This window comes from Candidatus Eisenbacteria bacterium, from assembly GCA_018831195.1.
GTDB lineage: Bacteria > Eisenbacteria > RBG-16-71-46 > CAIMUX01 > JAHJDP01 > JAHJDP01.
The window spans coordinates 158,283-174,244 of the sequence record JAHJDP010000032.1 but is presented as its reverse complement, the minus strand read 5'-3'; the positions used below and the strand labels follow the sequence as shown (position 1 = coordinate 174,244).

Here is a 15,962-nt window from a genome sequence, read left to right as displayed (position 1 = left end):
AGGGGGCTTTGTTCCATGAGGCACAGGAAGGTCTCAACAGCTAGGGAGAACGCCGGCCGGTCTCTCCCCGGCCCACAACCGGCGCCGGTTCTACCGATTTGGTTTGGGCATAGGGGCTTGAGCGCAGCCTCTGTAAAAGCTGTTCTAACTGGCGGATCTGGGTTTGGATTTGCCGTTCCTGGAACATTTCACGTTCACGCGTTTCCGCAAACAAATCGTATATTCTTCGATCCCCCAATTGAACGGTACGATCGAAGGAACGGCCCTCTCTTTGAATCTTCAGGTTCATCGTCATCCCTGATTCCCGCTGAGACACGAGATCACGGAGAGTCTCCATATTATTGACGGGCATTCCTTCTATGGAGAGTATAATGTCCCCCGCCAGGAGACCGGCTTGCGCGGCCGGGCTCTCCTCAAGAATGGCGAATATTGTTAAACCTTTATAACCCTCAGCTGAGTCCTCTCGCGCCGCGCCGCTTGACTCGGCCTCGGTTGAGATACGGACACCGAGAAAAGCGCGACTGGATCTTCCTTCCACCTCAAGCCGCTCTGCGGCGGCAAGGACATCGCGAACCGGTATCGCCAGGGCGACCTGGGGCCCGCTCCCGAGAGTGATATCATTGGGACAATCATGAACCGCGCCGGGTCTGTAGCAGGAACCGGAGAGCAAACCGATCCAATTCCCATCGGCATCGACGAGAAGTCCGCCGCTGCTTCCCGGGAAGATCGGCACGGTGGTCCGCAGAACAGCCCGCGTCGTCGCTCCATCGCGAGTATACGATCTCCCAAAAAACTGCCCGATGGTGAGAACCGGTTCGGGATTTCCGGAGGAATAACCTAAGGCGGCGACCCAATCCCCCCGCGCCGAAAGACTATCCGGGATTTCGCGAATCGGCAGGCTTCGGACTCCGGAGACAACCTCGTCTAATTCGATTAAGGCGACGTTCATTCGCCGATCTTCATAATGCAGGCGCGCCGCTATACGCTCCCCCGTATGGAAACGGATGACGATCGAATCGCCCAATTCGACGCCTGAAGCGGTCGTCACAATATAATGCCCGCCCGCGATGAGAACGCCGGATGAAACAAAAAGCTTATGGGAAAAGTCGCCCGGCAATCGCCGGTTCCTAAGATCCTGTGCATTCGAAGAGAAGAGGGGCCGGTGCGCCTCCACGGCCACAACACTCGGTTGCATCTCCTCAAGCATTTTATCGAGGGTGGATCCTAACTCGCCGGCAGCCCGGAGAGGGGCCGGGCTCGAAATGAGAGACAAGAGTCCCAAAAGCAAGACCAGAAAGCCTCTCGTTACGAGGATCGGATCTCGAGTTTTAGAATGTGATCGTATCATCTTTGGGAGAAGCATCGCGAACATTGAAGACGCCCCGAGGATAAAGTGGAACAGCGACCTGCCTCAACTCATCCTCCATAATGTAGGGATCCAGGACGAATTCCGGAGCCGTGTTTGCAAGGGAATCGCTCGGTTGAATCACTGCGGCGCCAGCCGCATCCGCCATCCCTACCACCGGTGTCTCACGATCTCCATCGACCGCCAAAGTGGGTGCTTCGCTGCGGGCGATCACGCCGCCCGGCGTTGAATCGCTCTCGCCGGTGAGATGTCCGCCCAGAACCTGGTAGATACCGGCGCCGACAACAAGTCCCAAAACAAGCGTCGCCGCCATTCCAAAAATGGGTCGCGGCGCTTTCTCAAAACGGAACCATTGCGCCAACCGATCACCCCATGGCAGGGACTCCTTCAGAGGCGCCGCGTCGCCCGCGGTCCGGATTCTCCGCATAACACTCTGGCTGAACGCCTCCCCCGGGTCGTCTTGGGGAAGCTGCCCCATGAGATTCACCATATTACGAAGTTTAACAAACTCCGCATGGCACTGGGGGCACCCGTTCAGATGCTGCTCGATGCGATCTTCTTCCTCTATCATCAGCTCGCCGTCGAGGTATGCGCTGAACAGATGGATGACCTTCTTACACTGCATCCTTATCTCCTCCCAGAATCGGTTCCAAACGTTCCTTGAGCGCCTGGCGCGCTCTATTGATGCGTGACCTTACCGTTCCGCCGGGAATACCGACGACTTGCTCGATCTCCTCGTAAGAGAGTTGCTGAATATCTCTGAGGATGAGCACCTCCCGATACTTCGGGGGCAGTGTGGATATGGCCGTCGTAACGATGCGCTCCACCTCTCTTTGGTGCGTTCGACGATCGGGTTTCGGCCGGTCGTCGGCGAAGAAGGGGGCGGAATCCCCCGTCATCTCCAGCAACGCATCGAGGCTCATTTGGCCCCGCAACCTTACCTTTCGCCGAATCTCATTTTTGGCAAGATTAACGGCGATGGTGTAGATCCATGTGCTGAACTTCCCACTGCGCCGATACCTTTTCCTGTGGACAAAAACCCTGAGGAAGACCTCTTGCGATAACTCCTGCGCCCGCTCGCGGTCATTGATGAAGCGGTGCACCAAATTAATAATCTTGCCTCGGTAACGCCGGACCAATTCTTCAAAGGCGTCTTCCCGACCCTGAACGATCACGCCCATGAGATCCTCATCGGCGATGGCGTTCAGCTGCAAGATATCATCGGCTGCGTTTCCAGGTTCCATCGGCCTCTTGTCCGGTCCCTCACTTGTTACCTTGTCGGCGGCTTCCGGTTCCCCGGAAGTTAGATCCGGCGGATCGACTTTGGATCGGATAGGTTTCGATTCACTTGGTCTCACTGGACGCCCTCCCGAACCCCCTCCAAATCCTGCAAAAACTGCAGGGCGCCGACGTGATCGGGACGGTGCCGCAGCACCCGGTGCACCCAGTCGATAGCTTCGTCGATCCGGCCCAATTCTTTCAAGACTCCGGCAACATGAAGATAGATCTCAGGATCATTTCCACCTCCCTCAACCGACTTCAGCAGCCAGGTCAGGGCGTCGTTATATTGCTTCAATTGATAATAACCCCACCCCAGGCTATCGAGATAGGCTGGTGTATCGGGCCTAATCTCCAGGGCCTCCTTGATCCACTCCATCGCCTCCGGGAGATGAATCCCCAGATCGATACACATGTAACCCATGTAATTGAGAGCCTGATGGTTATCAGGCTCCATGGCAATGAGTCTTTGAAAGGTATCGATCGCTTCATCAAAACGGCCGAGACGTTCCAGTGAAACACCCTCTTGAAAGAGGGCCCGAACCCTCGTTGAGTCGATCTCCAAGACAAGCCTGAAGGCCTGAAGGGCATCCTCCCAATGATCTCTCCGGGATTCGATTTCTCCGAGGAGCATATATCCCTGAATATCCCTCGGATACCTCTTCAGAAGATTCCCCAGCATTTCCAGGGATTCTTCGATCCGTCCCGAGTCAGCCATGGCCGCCGCACCGACACGCAGCCCCTCGGCATCCCCAGGCACGAGATCGAGCAAATCCCGGCTGGCCCGATAAACATCACTCGGCGATCCTTGAAGGATGAGGGTTTGCATCCAGACACGCCGGAGTTCGGAACTGTCGGACGACTCTTTTTTCAGGAATTCGAGGAGCGCCTTCGCCTTGGCTGGCTCGTTCTGGCTCAGGAGCCACTGAGCGAGTTTCAGCATCTCCTGGTCCGTGGAGCCGCTTCCGTCATTGAGAAGGCTCAAGACATCGGCGGCATCCTCCCACTTCTCCTCGAAGATCAATAAAGGCAAAACCTGCCGCGCGATCTTTGGGCTCTCCGGTCGCAATCTCAGAGCCTGAAGATAGGCTTCCGCCCCTTCAGCGGGTCTTCCCGATTTGCCCTCAATATCACCGATCAAGATCCAGGCCTCTGCATTCTGTGGATCGTTTTGTACAACCCGGCGAAACATTTTCAGGGCGGATGATTCATGGTTGCGCTGTAACAGGTACATTCCAAGACGGAAGAGCCAACGGGAGGACTCGGAACCTGTTCCTAGGATCCTTTCGAGGGTCTCCGTCGCCAGATCCATCTGACCCGCCGCCGTGAGAACTTGTATGAGGCTCCCCAGATAGAGATCCTTTGAAGGCTCAAGACGGACGGCGTCTTCCAAATCAGGCAAAGATTCCTGGAGAAGATTGGACCGCGCCAGTGACAATCCCCTGATCCAATGCGCCTCAGCCTGGGTGGAATCGGCTTCGAGGGAACGGAAGGCGATCGCGGCCGCCTCATCGAACTGCTTCAACTCCATGTGGCAGGCGGCGGCGCGGGCCAGGAGATAGGCATTTTCTGGATCGGCGCGGAGCGCTTTGACATAGGCTGCCAGCGCGCTCTCGTACTCTCCCTTCATCTCGAAATGGAGACCGGCCGTAAAGGCATCGAGATCAGCCGCGAACGGAGCCGGCGACAATGATGGCGGCAACAAGGGCGATGGCGGCGGAGGGGAGCCGGCGCAGCTGAGCCAGAAGAATGAGATCAGGGGCAGGAAAGAGACGGCCCAACGACAGGCCCGGCGACCTTCGCTTCTATCCCGACCGCCATTAAACCGATTGATACGCCTGCCGATACACCTGCCTGTCAGCACCCGGTAAACCTCCTAACCCGCGAGATCGGAACCCTCGCCGATCCTTGCGGGTATGCATCCTTGAGACGATGGAATCCTCACCTTATCAGCATTGGGATTCGATTGCAGTCTTGTGGAAGATGGCGTCTCTTTGACACTCCTGACCCACAAGCCTATACTTGAATTCAAGTTTGGCCAAGGACATGGGAGTATTGAAAATGAATAAATGGCAACGGTGCATCTCAGGCGCTTGCTTCATTCTCATCGCCGCCTTCCTATTTGTCGGCTGTTACACGGTGCTTCGCCATCCACAGATCGAATCCAATTCGGAAGCAGAGACCTATGAGTGTGCGACCTGCCATGCTGATGCCGATCTCTATCACTTCCGTGATCCATTCCTCCACTCCGGCGGCTACTACGATCGGGAATATAGCCCTTGGTATGGATACTATGTCGTACCCTGGTGGTATGACGGGTATTGGTACTACCCTCAAGACGGCGAAGAAGGTTCCCAAGTTCGATCCGGCGACGGACGGCTATGGGATCGTGGTTCCCATCCGGACCAGGCGCCCATCCCCAGAATAGGCTCCGCGCCGCCGAGCGATCAGCCCGCTCAGCCCAGCGCCGAAAGCGGCAAGAAAGAGGAAGAGAAGAAAGACGAAAAGAAGAAACGGCGCCTCTGGGGCCGCGGCAAATAGTCAACGATTACCCGTCATAGAAGGAGACGCACCCTTGCAGAGCTCTCAAGGTATGGTCGGTTCCGCCTGTTCTTTTCTCCGCATCGCAACCATCGCCCTGTCCCTGCTGGCGACGATATTCGTCACGATCGGCTGGGCTCAGATCCCCCAGGAAATCCCCCTGGCCGACCGGACGGGGGTCGGCGCCCGGGCCATGGGAATGGCGGGGGCTTACTCGGCCGCCGCTGATGACGCCACCGCCCTCTATTACAATCCCGCGGCCCTCGCCCGTGTGGAGCGAATCGAGTTATCGGCGGTCCTGACGCATCACCAGACCACAAAAACGACCAACTATCTCGGCACAAAGTCAGAGAAAACGATGAGCCCGTCTCGGATCTCCCAGATGGGTTTTGTGTACCCCTTTCCGACATACCGGGGATCTTTTGTCGTCGGCCTTTCTTACCACCGGATCACCGATCTCGATCAGGATTATCTGCGCCGTGGCGAGGGGGGGCGCGTTCTCTTCGAAGATGAAAATATCTTTGAAGAAGGGTCCCTCGGCGCCTGGTCGGCCGGATTGGCATGGGATGCCTCACCGCGGGTCTCCATCGGCGCGGCCGCGACCCTTCTCGCCGGAACCTCGTACCGCGAGCGAAGATATGACTACGAGGCCTCCAATGGGGCTTTTGATAACTCCCTCTTCATTGATGATTCAGAATTCAGCGGGGTGACGGGATCGGTCGGCGCCTTGATTCATGTGGCGGACAACGGCCGGTTCGCCTTGACCATCGATCTCCCCAAGGCGTTGGATTTTACCGGGACGGCTTCAGAGGATGTTCAGTACAGTTACCCGAGCGCTGATTCAACCATTGATGTCGATTATATCGACGATTTCGATTTCGAAGACAATATGACGCTTCCCTTCTCCGTCACGACGGGGCTCGCGTGGCTCTTCGGACCTCTGCTCGTCGCCGGAGATCTGCAATTCACCGACTGGACTCAACTCCGTTATTCCGGACCGATGAGAACGCCTTGGCCCGACCAAGAATATGCTTATCGTGAGGTGATCGCGTTAAGGCTCGGCGCCGAGTACTCACCGGAGATCTGGCCTGTCCGTTTCCGCGCCGGGATCTCCCGGGATCCTATCCCGTACAAGCTGATCTTCACCGATGTTTTCAACGGCGGATATGAGACAGCGGCGTTTTCACCGGAGCGCTGGGAGTTTGCTTTTGGCTTTGGCGCGCTGCTTGAGGAATCCTTCACGATTGACGCCGCCTATACACATCGCTGGTACGAGAGAGAGGGCACCGGCATTATTGAGGGAACGAATGAAGATAAGATTTATTTGGGGGCGGCCTTCCGGTTCTAGAAGGTGAGGGATTCTCTCAGGAAAGGCCCTTTTCCAGCGCATCCCGGGCTGCGTTCTGCTCGGCTTCTTTCTTGTTGGAACCAGCCCCGCTTCCCAAGACCTGTCCCTTTAATTCCACCTGAATGGTAAACTGCTTCCGGTGCTCAGGACCCACCTCTCCCACAACACGGTACCGAGGAGGAACCTTGTATCGCGATTGAATAATCTCCTGAAGTTCACTTTTATAATTGCGATGATCCCTGTCCCGCAGCAATCCTTCCGCATTGGCCAGAATCCGGGAATTGACAAAGTGCTGCGACGCATCGAGGCCCTGATCAAGAAAGATCGCCCCAAGAACAGCCTCAAAGGTATCGGCCAGGATTGAAGCTCTTTCACCACCTCCCGAATCCCTCTCGGCGCTGCTCATGAGAATATATTGTCCCAGACCCATCATCTCGGCCCTTTCGGCCAGAACATTCCTGCTGACCAAGAGAGATTTTTTACGGGTTAATTCACCTTCCAGATCATCAGGAAACCGCTTGAAGAGATCATCAATTACCGTCAATTCCAAGACCGCATCACCGAGAAACTCCAACCGCTCATTGGAATCACGGGGATCAAAATCGGTCGAACCCAGAAAAGACCGATGCGTCAGGGCCAACCGCAGAAGATCGGGATTCTGAAACCAAACCCCGGTCCGCCGCTGGAACTCGGTAATCCGTTCTTCATCCTTAAGATTATAGAACTTTCTCTTGCGGGATCCGGTTAGGAAGTTCCTGAAATGGCGCCAAAAATTCATGACAATATCTATGCGAAACAAAATCGACTTCGAATGAAGAAACGAGACATGATAGAGTGATCCTTATATTGCCGTTCTAATAAAGAGATCCTCAATCCACGTATTTTTTGAGTAAGAGAGAGACATTGTGGCCCCCAAACCCGAGAGAATTGGACAGTATCACCTGAACGGGCTTCCTCCGGGCTTCGTTCGGAACAAAGTCCAAATCGCAGTCGGGATCCGGATTTTCATAATTGATCGTCGGGGGGACGATATCCGTCAATAGGGATTGCACGCAGGCAACCGTTTCGATTCCACCGGCGGCTCCCAGAAGGTGCCCCGTCATCGATTTTGTTGAACTCACCATGAGTTTCTTCGCGTGAGCGCCGAAGACATGCTGAATAGCCATTGTCTCGAATCGGTCGTTAAGAGGCGTGGAAGTCCCATGCGCGTTGATATAATCCACATCCTCCGGTTTCATTCCCGCTTCAGCCATGGCTCCCTTCATGGCGCGCGCAGCCCCCTCCCCGCCGGGCGCCGGTGCGGTCAGATGATGCGCATCGGCCGTTGCGCCATACCCACACAGCTCTGCTAGAATCGTCGCCCCACGCGCTTTGGCGAATTCCAAAGTTTCCAACAAAAGGATCCCCGCTCCTTCCGCCATCACGAACCCATCGCGATCCTTGTCGAAGGGCCGGCTCGCCCTCTCAGGATCGTCATTGCGGGTGGAGAGGGCCTTCATTGAACAAAAGCCTGCCAATGCCAAAGGAGAGAGGGGAGCTTCCGCACCGCCCGTCAGCATCACATCGGCAAGACCTTCCCTTAAGACACGGAAAGCTTCCCCAATGGCATGGGCCCCGGAGGCGCAGGCCGAAACGGTGGCAAAGTTAGGCCCCTTCGCGTTCATCTTCATGGAAACCTGCCCGGAAGCCATGTCGGCAATCATCATCGGCACGAAGAAGGGGCTGACCCGATCCGGTCCCCTCTCCATGAGAACTGAATGTTGGGTTTCCAGCGTATTGATGCCACCGATGCCGGAGCCGATAATGACACCGAAACGTTCGGGATCGATTCCTTCCGATTTGAGTTTGCCATGATCGAACGCTTCCTGCGCGGCGACAAGAGCATATTGTACAAAGGCATCGGTACGCCGAGCTTCCTTGGCTCCCAAACAGGCGACCGGATCGAATCCCTTCAGCTCACCCGCAATCTGGGCGGAAAACGCCGAAGGATCGAACTTTGTGATTCTCGTAATACCGCTACGACCCTCAATAAGGGAATCCCAAAAATCTCCGGTATTGAGTCCCACAGGAGAGAGGACACCCAGTCCTGTGATCACCACCCGCCTTTTCATCCATTACCTCACCAACTCCGGCTTCGCTGCCAGGTGAAAGCGATGTCACCTACTTTGCGCGTTCCCGAACATATTCGAGTGCGTCTCCGACCTTCTCCATTTTCTCTGCATCTTCATCGGGGATTTCGAGTTTAAAAGCCTCCTCGAGCGCCATAACCAATTCCACCGTATCCAGGGAGTCAGCCCCCAAATCATCGATGAAGGATGCTTCCGGGGTCACCTGCTCCGGTGAGACGCCCAGCTGTTCAACGATGATGTCTTTGATTTTTTGTTCGAAATCGTCCATGACCATTCCTCCGCACCTCTATTGAGTCTCGATTCCCCTACCAACCCCAGAAAGGCGATACAGCACCGCCTCCTAGGACATAACCATACCGCCATCCACATTCAGGACCTGTCCGGTAATATAGCCGGCTTGATCTGAAGCGAAAAAACCAACGGCCGACCCGACATCCTCACATTTCCCCAAACGGGAGATGGGGATCAAGGGAAGAAGAGCCTCCCGGGCCTTCTCCCCGATGGCGTCGGTCATTGCTGTTTCGATAAATCCGGGCGCCACCACATTCACGGTGATTCCCCGGCCCGCGAGCTCACGGGCCAGACTGCGGGATAAACCGATCATTCCCGCCTTTGCGGCCGCATAATTAACTTGCCCGACATTTCCTCGCTGGCCGACAACCGAGGAGATATTGATGATCCGCCCCCAGCGGGCCTTCATCATATCCCGGGCGAAGGCCTTGCAGCAGAGAAAGGCCCCCTTGAGATTGATATCCAGGACTTTATCCCAGTCCTCTTCGCTGAGCCTTACAGCCAGTTGATCCCTGGTGATTCCAGCATTGTTGACCAGAATCTGCACCGGTCCAAGTGATTCTCTGGCCTTCGCTGCAGCTTCCTCCACCGAGGCGCCCCTGGAAACATCACAGGCAATGTGCCGGCACTTCCGGCCGAGGGCCCGGATATCCTTGACTGTTTGGCCTTCAGGATCTCCCGTCCGATCCATTAAGACAACATCAGCCCCAAGATGAGCTAATTCAAGCGATATGGCGCGTCCGATCCCCCGGCTTCCACCGGTCACCACCGCCACCCGTCCTTCCAATGACGCCGTCATCTGCTTGTCCCTTTCGCGGATTGGAGGTCCTGAGAACGGGTTCGCCAAACCACAAGACTACTCACATCTCCAACAGCCAAGCTGAGGTCCTCGCCATGAATTTGCCGTTGAAGGCCAGATAATACACGACCCGATCCAATCTCAAGAAATAATCTTCCGCCCCACTCCAAAAGATTCCTCATCGAGGCATCCCATTGCACCGCGTTGAGAAGTTGATCTGTCATCGCCTTGCGAATATCCGCCGGTTCCTGAACAAATCTTCCGGAAACATTGGCCATGATCGGGACTCTGGCCCGCCGGACAAAGACCCCATCCAGGGCTTCCTTGAGACCTTCCGCGGCAGATCCCATAAGAGGTGAATGAAAGGCGCCCCCGACGGAGAGGGGAATAACCCTCTTCGCCCCCGCCTCCCGAGCTTTCTCCATAGCCGCTTCGACCGCGGCGACCTCTCCAGATATAACGATCTGCTTGGGAGAATTCAGGTTGGCAACCACGACGGACCCAGGGGTCCCTGCACAAACTTCCTCAATCGTATCCCTGGAAAGCCCCAGAATGGCGGCCATCGTTCCGGATTGCTCAGCGCCCGCCTTCTCCATCAACTCCCCGCGGCGCCGGACAAGGCGGAGCCCATCCTCAAAATCAATCGCCCCTGAGGCGACCGCGGCCGTCCATTCCCCGAGACTGTGCCCGGCGACGGCCGATCCCTCTTCCGGCTGGATCTCCATCGCGGCCAGAGTCGCCATGGAATGGACAAAGAGAGCCGGTTGGGTTACCTGGGTATGTTTAAGCTCTTCCTCGGGGCCTTCAAAACAAAGCTTTGAAAGCGAGAAGCCGAGGATTTCATCGGCTTTATCAAAGATCTTGCGGGCGTCCGGGACGGTCTCAACGAGATCCAATCCCATTCCGACGCGTTGGGATCCCTGCCCGGGAAAAAGAAAGACGATTCCTTTTTGATCGATCATTAGGCCCACCTAATGACACTGGACGCCCAGGTGACGCCTCCGCCGAAGGCGACGGTGAGGACCGTATCTCCTGATTTAATTTTTCCGGAACGCCGGCCTTCATCCAAACCGATGGCAACCGATGCGGCCGATGTATTGCCGTAATGATCTATATTGATGATGACCTTATGATGGGCAATTTCGAGCCGCTTGGCCAGTGCTTCGATGATCCGAATATTCGCTTGATGCGGTATGAGGATATCAACATCCTTCGTGGTCAACCCGGTCTTATCCAAGACCTGCCGGCAAGCATTCTCCATGGCGCGGACACCAATCTTGAAAACTTCATTGCCCCGCATTTTAAGATATTGAAGACGGTTGTCCAGAGCCTCTTGAGACCAGGGAACCCGGCTGCCACCGGCGATCTGCTGAATCAGAGGGCCGAAGGATCCGTCGGCGCCAAGGATCGTTCCCAGAATTCCCGTCTCGGGCGGTCCCGGCCGCAGAACAGCAGCCCCGGCGCCGTCGCCGAATAGAATACAGGTGGTCCTATCTGTATAATCTGTAATTTTCGATAGCGACTCGACGCCAATAACAAGGACGGTCTTCATCTCCTGCGCCATGATAATGCACCGCCCCACATGGAGGGCGTAAAGAAATCCCGAACAGGCGGCCGAAACGTCAAAGGCCAGGGCGTTATTTGCACCAAGCTTGTATTGTAAAAGACAACTTGCATTGGGGAAAAAATGATCGGGGGTCACCGTCGCGACAATAATCGCGTCGAGTTCCAGCGGATCGATGCCGGCATCCTCGAGGGCGCGGCGGCTGGCCATCTCGGCCAGATCAGATGAGGCCTGTTCGGGAGAGCTGATCCGGCGTTCGTGGATACCGGTCCGGGTCACGATCCATTCATCGGTCGTATCCACAATTTTTTCGAGATCAGCATTCGTCAGGACTCGCTCGGGCACATAAGACCCAGTTCCAACAATTTGTACATTTTTAACCGGCTGCTTCGCGGGCATTGGGCTCACCCTGGATCTCCTCTCTAATGAGGTCCTGAATCCTGAGTCGTGCGGAGCGCGCGGCCGTCTCTACCGCATTCCGAATAGCCGTCACTGAGGAGCTACCATGCGCGATAACGGTGATCCCATTGACTCCCAGAAGAGGCGCTCCCCCGTATTCCTCATAATTAAACCGGGACCGGATACGGGAGATCACCGGTTTCATCAGCAAAGCGCCGATTTGAAGCTTGAGATTGTTTTGCAGTTCCCGCCGGGTGGTTTCAATAACCAGACCAAGAACCGATTCGGCAAACTTCAGAATAACATTTCCAACAAATCCGTCGCAGACGACAACCTCAGCCGTTCCCCGCAGAACATCCCTTCCTTCCACATTGCCGATGAAGTTTAACTTTTCTTTGTTCTCATCCAGCAATACGAAAGTCTGCTGCGTCAGATCGTTCCCCTTTGAACTCTCCTCGCCGATATTCAGGAGCCCGATACGTGGTTTGTCGACACCGAATAGATACTTGGCGTAAACCCGGCCCATGATCGCGAATTGCAGAAGATGAACCGGCCGGCAATCGGAATTCGCTCCCGCATCCAGCAGAACGCAATGACCCTTCGGTGTCGGGACGATGACCGCGATGGCCGGTCTAAGGACTCCGGGGATCCGACCCAGGTTGAGAAGGGATGATGCCACAACACCGCCTGTATTGCCGGCGCTGACAACGGCATCAAGTTCCCCTTTCCGGAGCAGCCGGGACGCCACCACAATCGAGGCGTCTGGGCTGCGCCGGATGGCCTCAACCGCACGATCCGACATCTCGACCTTCTGAGTCGTGTGGACGATGGCGATTTTCTTTTCGTCGGCCTTGAGAGCCTCTAAATGAGGCCGGATCGCCTCACGGTCGCCAATGAGAACAACCTGCCACTCATTTTCATGAGCGCGGGCCGCTTCAACGGCTCCACGAACGATCCTTTCGGGAGCATGATCTCCCCCCATGGCGTCGACACCGATTCGCAAGAGCTTGGTCATACACGGGTTCCTTGGAAATCAAGGTGTTTGGTGTGACTCGGCATAGCTCTTCAATCTATGTCGAAACAACAACCATTTCCTGCCCCCGGTAGTAGCCACAATGAGGACAGATGCGGTGCGACCGTTTGGGCTGTCCACACCGTGCGCAGCTCGATGTGCTCGGCCGAGCCAATTTCCAATGCGTCCGGCGCTTCCTCTGCCGGGTATTTGAATGTCTTCTTTTCGGTAACGCCATGAAACCAACTCCTCTTTATTGCCGGTCTTCCTCGCGCAGCTTCTCGAGAGCCGTCCAGCGTGACTCAACCGGGCCCGGCCGGCAACCACACGCACCCTGATTGAGGTTTTTTCCGCAGCGGGAACATAACCCGCGGCAATTGTCAGCGCAAACGGGATTCCAGGGCAATTCCAAGAGTATCGTTTGGCGAATCTCCTCATAGAGATTCAGAACCATCCCATCATGGAAAATCAATCCGCTGTCTTCCAGGGATTGACCATCCTCCTCTGATAATTCCCCTTCACTTCTTTGACAATAAAAATCGAAGTCACCCTCGATAAATCGATCACCGGTTTCCAAACACCGTGAGCAGACGACGCTGATCTTGCAGGCAAAATGCCCGCGGCATCGAATGGAATCACCGGCGCGAAAGAGATCCAAATGAATCTCAATCGGGGACTTTAGCTCCACCTGCTCTAATCGGGCATCCAGCAACTCACCCGATATTTTGACATCCCGGGAGCTCTCCCCTTGGGGAACTCCAAACAGGTCAATCGTTAAGGCTTCCGCCATATCTCATCTAGACCATAATAAGCGATTTCGCTTACAGCGCTCGCTTCGGAATCAGAAGCATGAACCGAGTTTTCTTGTACATTGAGCCCCACCTCACCCCGGATGGTACCGGGTTCAGCTTTTGCCGGATCGGTGGCGCCGACGATTTTTCGCAGCCCCAGGATGGCGCCCTCGCCCTCCAGGACAGCAACGACGATGGGACCGGAAGACATATATTCCACCAGATCGTTCAAAAATGGTTTCCCTTGGTGAACATGATAGAAACCCTTTGCCGCTTCCGGTGTCAGATGAATCAATGTCATTTGCCGGATGCTGAGACCCGCTTCTTCCACAGTTTTCAAGATCCAGCCGCAGAGGTTCCGCCGGACCGCATCCGGCTTGATCATCATTAAGGTCCGTTCCAACTCGGCTTCCTCCTTAAATACGCAAGGCTTTCTTCATGAGGGGGCCGATTTCGGATGGCAACCGCGCGACGCGGATGCCGGCCGTTTCCAGCGCCTTGATCTTTTCGGCGGCGGTTCCCGATCCCCCGGAGATAATCGCGCCGGCATGCCCCATCCGTCGGCCGGGAGGCGCCGTCTGTCCCGCGATGAAGGCCACCACAGGCTTTCCGAGTTTCTCCTTGATATAAACCGCCGCTTCTTCTTCGGCCGTGCCGCCGATTTCACCAAGGAGGACGACGCCCTTGGTCTCCGGGTCATCTTTGAACATCATCAAAGCGTCCATGAAGGTCGTTCCGATGACAGGATCACCGCCGATGCCCAGACAGGTGGTCTGTCCCAAACCGCTCTTTGTCAATTGGTCGACCATCTCATAGGTCAGGGTGCCGCTGCGTGAAACAACGCCGACCGGGCCCGGTCTGTGAATCTCCGCCGGCATAATCCCAAGCTTACACTTTCCCGGACTGATCAATCCGGGGCTGTTGGGGCCGACAACCCGGGCGCCCTTGGCGCGAACCTCTTCATGAACCGCGCACATTTCGAGCGCCGGCACACCCTCGGTCACCACGACGACCAGCTTGATACCGGCGTCGATCGCCTCCCGGACAGCGTCGGGGGCGAACCCTGGGGGAACAAAAATGCCCGAGGCGTTGGCTCCGGTCTGCTCCACCGCTTCGCGCACCGTCTCAAAAACCGGGATCCCATCAAGGGACTGTCCACCCTTCCCTGGGGTCACTCCAGCCACGACATGGGTTCCATACGCCTTCATCGCCTTTGCATGAAACGATCCATCGCGCCCTGTGATACCTTGCACAACCACTTTTGTGGATTTATCAATTAGGATACTCACCGCTGCGCCCCCCCGCCGGCGTTTGTCAGCTCAACAGCACGCCGAACAGCATCTTCCATGGTTCCCTGCGCCTCCACTCCGCTGACCTTCTTCAGGAACTCGCGTGCTTCAGCCTCATTCGTACCCGTGAGACGAATGACGATAGGCAAGGCCACCGGTTTTATTTCAAGCGCTTTGGCAAGACCCTTCGCGACATCATCGCACCGGGTTATCCCACCAAAAATGTTAAAGAGGATAACTTTGACACTGGGATCCTTTGTGATGATATCCAGCGCGGTCACCACCTTATCGGGATTGGAGGATCCGCCGATGTCCAGAAAGTTCGCCGGTTCTCCGCCGAAATGTTTTACCAGGTCCATTGTCGCCATCGCCAAACCCGCGCCGTTCACGATGCAGCCAATATTTCCCTCGAGACGGATAAAGGAAAGACCGTCGCGCCGGGCGCGATCTTCATCCTTGTCTTCCTCATCCATGTCACGAAGCTCAGCAAGATCCGGATGTTTGAAGAGACCGCTGTCATCCAGCGTCATCTTCGCGTCAAGGGCCAGGAAAGAGCCATCTTTTAACCTGACCAGCGGATTAATCTCCGTCAAGGAGGCGTCGCAGTCGACATAGCACTTGGCAAGTTTTGTTAAAATCGCGGCGATGGACTTACGCCCCGCCGGATCGCTTTCGATCCCTCCGGCCAGCCATCGGGCATCGTAGGAACGGAGACCGACACTCGGATGGAAGTGAAATTTTTTCAATTGATCCGGCCGTTCCTTCGCCACTGTCTCGATGTCAACGCCCCCCTCACGGCTCACCATGATCAGGGGCAGTCCTTTCGCGCGGTCCAGCACAATACCGAGGTAGTACTCATGATCGATATCAGCCGCCGGTGTGACAAAAACCTTTTTAACTTCATGCCCCCGGATATCAAGCCCAAGAATCGCTGCGGCGGCGGCCCGGGCCTCTTTGGGCGTCTTGGCCAGCTTGATCCCTCCGGCCTTGCCGCGGCCGCCGGAATGGACCTGCGCTTTAACAACAACCATCCCCCCCATTCGCTCCGCCGCGGCGGCGGCCTCTTCCGGAGACCGAACGAGCTCGCCGCCCTTCACGGTAATGCCGAATTTGGAGAAGATTTCCTTCGCCTGATATTCGTGAAGGTTCACCCTC

General features: G+C 56.0%; 18 protein-coding genes. 2 read left to right on the top strand and 16 right to left on the bottom strand.

Going from position 1 to position 15,962, the window contains the following annotated elements; all coding sequences use genetic code 11:
- Nucleotides 1–40: 40 nt before the first annotated feature.
- From KJ970_06700 to KJ970_06685, 4 genes are read right to left on the bottom strand one after another with little or no spacing between them, the layout of a single operon-like run.
- Complete coding sequence (locus KJ970_06700) at nucleotides 41–1,348, bottom strand: S1C family serine protease (GenBank protein MBU2690602.1); 1,308 nt, start codon at nucleotides 1,346–1,348, stop codon at nucleotides 41–43.
- Nucleotides 1,329–1,991 carry a zf-HC2 domain-containing protein gene (locus tag KJ970_06695; GenBank protein MBU2690601.1) on the bottom strand — a complete coding sequence of 221 codons (663 nt, stop codon included), beginning with the start codon at nucleotides 1,989–1,991 and terminating at the stop codon, nucleotides 1,329–1,331. The genes KJ970_06700 and KJ970_06695 overlap by 20 nt, the downstream gene beginning before the upstream one ends.
- Nucleotides 1,981–2,724 (bottom strand): sigma-70 family RNA polymerase sigma factor, encoded by a 744-nt coding sequence (locus tag KJ970_06690; protein MBU2690600.1) that lies wholly within the window; start codon nucleotides 2,722–2,724, stop codon nucleotides 1,981–1,983. The genes KJ970_06695 and KJ970_06690 overlap by 11 nt, the downstream gene beginning before the upstream one ends.
- A complete protein-coding gene (locus KJ970_06685; GenBank protein ID MBU2690599.1) occupies nucleotides 2,721–4,508 on the bottom strand; it encodes a tetratricopeptide repeat protein in 1,788 nt (595 codons plus the stop codon). The genes KJ970_06690 and KJ970_06685 overlap by 4 nt, the downstream gene beginning before the upstream one ends.
- Before the next feature lie 197 nt (nucleotides 4,509–4,705).
- Between KJ970_06685 and KJ970_06680 the strand changes: the two genes are divergently transcribed.
- On the top strand, nucleotides 4,706–5,185 hold the full coding sequence (locus tag KJ970_06680) for a hypothetical protein (protein ID MBU2690598.1): 480 nt from the start codon (nucleotides 4,706–4,708) through the stop codon (nucleotides 5,183–5,185).
- Nucleotides 5,186–5,219: 34 nt separating this feature from the next.
- Nucleotides 5,220–6,533: an outer membrane protein transport protein gene (locus tag KJ970_06675; GenBank protein ID MBU2690597.1), complete on the top strand. Its 1,314-nt coding sequence runs from the start codon at nucleotides 5,220–5,222 to the stop codon at nucleotides 6,531–6,533.
- Nucleotides 6,534–6,549: 16 nt separating this feature from the next.
- On the opposite strand, the gene rnc is transcribed toward KJ970_06675, so the two are convergent.
- From rnc to sucC, 12 genes are all read right to left on the bottom strand, one after another.
- The gene (rnc, locus tag KJ970_06670; protein ID MBU2690596.1) at nucleotides 6,550–7,311 is read right to left on the bottom strand and encodes a ribonuclease III; all 762 of its coding nucleotides are present in this window, start codon (nucleotides 7,309–7,311) and stop codon (nucleotides 6,550–6,552) included.
- Nucleotides 7,312–7,402: 91 nt separating this feature from the next.
- Nucleotides 7,403–8,644, bottom strand: coding sequence for a beta-ketoacyl-ACP synthase II (fabF, locus tag KJ970_06665; protein ID MBU2690595.1), 1,242 nt, complete (start codon nucleotides 8,642–8,644; stop codon nucleotides 7,403–7,405).
- 49 nt (nucleotides 8,645–8,693) lie between these two features.
- Nucleotides 8,694–8,930 carry an acyl carrier protein gene (gene acpP, locus KJ970_06660; protein ID MBU2690594.1) on the bottom strand — a complete coding sequence of 79 codons (237 nt, stop codon included), beginning with the start codon at nucleotides 8,928–8,930 and terminating at the stop codon, nucleotides 8,694–8,696.
- A gap of 72 nt (nucleotides 8,931–9,002) precedes the next feature.
- Entirely contained in the window at nucleotides 9,003–9,752 is a 750-nt protein-coding gene (fabG, locus tag KJ970_06655) for a 3-oxoacyl-[acyl-carrier-protein] reductase (protein ID MBU2690593.1), read from the bottom strand.
- A complete protein-coding gene (gene fabD / locus KJ970_06650; GenBank protein MBU2690592.1) occupies nucleotides 9,749–10,714 on the bottom strand; it encodes an ACP S-malonyltransferase in 966 nt (321 codons plus the stop codon). The genes fabG and fabD overlap by 4 nt, the downstream gene beginning before the upstream one ends.
- Nucleotides 10,714–11,715 (bottom strand): ketoacyl-ACP synthase III, encoded by a 1,002-nt coding sequence (locus KJ970_06645; GenBank protein ID MBU2690591.1) that lies wholly within the window; start codon nucleotides 11,713–11,715, stop codon nucleotides 10,714–10,716. The genes fabD and KJ970_06645 overlap by 1 nt, the downstream gene beginning before the upstream one ends.
- Entirely contained in the window at nucleotides 11,693–12,718 is a 1,026-nt protein-coding gene (gene plsX / locus KJ970_06640) for a phosphate acyltransferase PlsX (GenBank protein ID MBU2690590.1), read from the bottom strand. The genes KJ970_06645 and plsX overlap by 23 nt, the downstream gene beginning before the upstream one ends.
- 67 nt (nucleotides 12,719–12,785) lie before the next feature.
- Nucleotides 12,786–12,965 (bottom strand): 50S ribosomal protein L32, encoded by a 180-nt coding sequence (gene rpmF, locus KJ970_06635; GenBank protein ID MBU2690589.1) that lies wholly within the window; start codon nucleotides 12,963–12,965, stop codon nucleotides 12,786–12,788.
- A 15-nt stretch (nucleotides 12,966–12,980) separates the two neighbouring features.
- Complete coding sequence (locus tag KJ970_06630; GenBank protein MBU2690588.1) at nucleotides 12,981–13,517, bottom strand: DUF177 domain-containing protein; 537 nt, start codon at nucleotides 13,515–13,517, stop codon at nucleotides 12,981–12,983.
- Nucleotides 13,502–13,906, bottom strand: a complete 405-nt coding sequence (ndk, locus tag KJ970_06625; protein MBU2690587.1) for a nucleoside-diphosphate kinase — start codon at nucleotides 13,904–13,906, stop codon at nucleotides 13,502–13,504. Before ndk ends, KJ970_06630 begins: the two co-directional genes overlap by 16 nt.
- A 28-nt stretch (nucleotides 13,907–13,934) precedes the next feature.
- On the bottom strand, nucleotides 13,935–14,807 hold the full coding sequence (gene sucD, locus KJ970_06620; protein ID MBU2690586.1) for a succinate--CoA ligase subunit alpha: 873 nt from the start codon (nucleotides 14,805–14,807) through the stop codon (nucleotides 13,935–13,937).
- The gene (sucC, locus tag KJ970_06615; GenBank protein MBU2690585.1) at nucleotides 14,804–15,958 is read right to left on the bottom strand and encodes an ADP-forming succinate--CoA ligase subunit beta; all 1,155 of its coding nucleotides are present in this window, start codon (nucleotides 15,956–15,958) and stop codon (nucleotides 14,804–14,806) included. Before sucC ends, sucD begins: the two co-directional genes overlap by 4 nt.
- Between the last annotated feature and the right edge of the window lie 4 nt (nucleotides 15,959–15,962).

Bases quoted from the DNA above. Each gene is read 5' to 3' on its own strand.
- rpmF (MBU2690589.1), bottom strand. From the start codon at position 12,965: ATGGCGTTACCGAAAAGAAGACATTCAAATACCCGGCAGAGGAAGCGC.
- acpP (MBU2690594.1), bottom strand. From the start codon at position 8,930: ATGGACGATTTCGAACAAAAAATCAAAGACATCATCGTTGAACAGCTG.
- ndk (MBU2690587.1), bottom strand. From the start codon at position 13,906: ATGATGATCAAGCCGGATGCGGTCCGGCGGAACCTCTGCGGCTGGATC.
- KJ970_06680 (MBU2690598.1), top strand. From the start codon at position 4,706: ATGAATAAATGGCAACGGTGCATCTCAGGCGCTTGCTTCATTCTCATC.
- KJ970_06630 (MBU2690588.1), bottom strand. From the start codon at position 13,517: ATGGCGGAAGCCTTAACGATTGACCTGTTTGGAGTTCCCCAAGGGGAG.
- fabD (MBU2690592.1), bottom strand. From the start codon at position 10,714: ATGATCGATCAAAAAGGAATCGTCTTTCTTTTTCCCGGGCAGGGATCC.
- fabF (MBU2690595.1), bottom strand. From the start codon at position 8,644: ATGAAAAGGCGGGTGGTGATCACAGGACTGGGTGTCCTCTCTCCTGTG.
- KJ970_06645 (MBU2690591.1), bottom strand. From the start codon at position 11,715: ATGCCCGCGAAGCAGCCGGTTAAAAATGTACAAATTGTTGGAACTGGG.
- KJ970_06695 (MBU2690601.1), bottom strand. From the start codon at position 1,991: ATGCAGTGTAAGAAGGTCATCCATCTGTTCAGCGCATACCTCGACGGC.
- fabG (MBU2690593.1), bottom strand. From the start codon at position 9,752: ATGACGGCGTCATTGGAAGGACGGGTGGCGGTGGTGACCGGTGGAAGC.
- KJ970_06700 (MBU2690602.1), bottom strand. From the start codon at position 1,348: ATGATACGATCACATTCTAAAACTCGAGATCCGATCCTCGTAACGAGA.
- rnc (MBU2690596.1), bottom strand. From the start codon at position 7,311: ATGAATTTTTGGCGCCATTTCAGGAACTTCCTAACCGGATCCCGCAAG.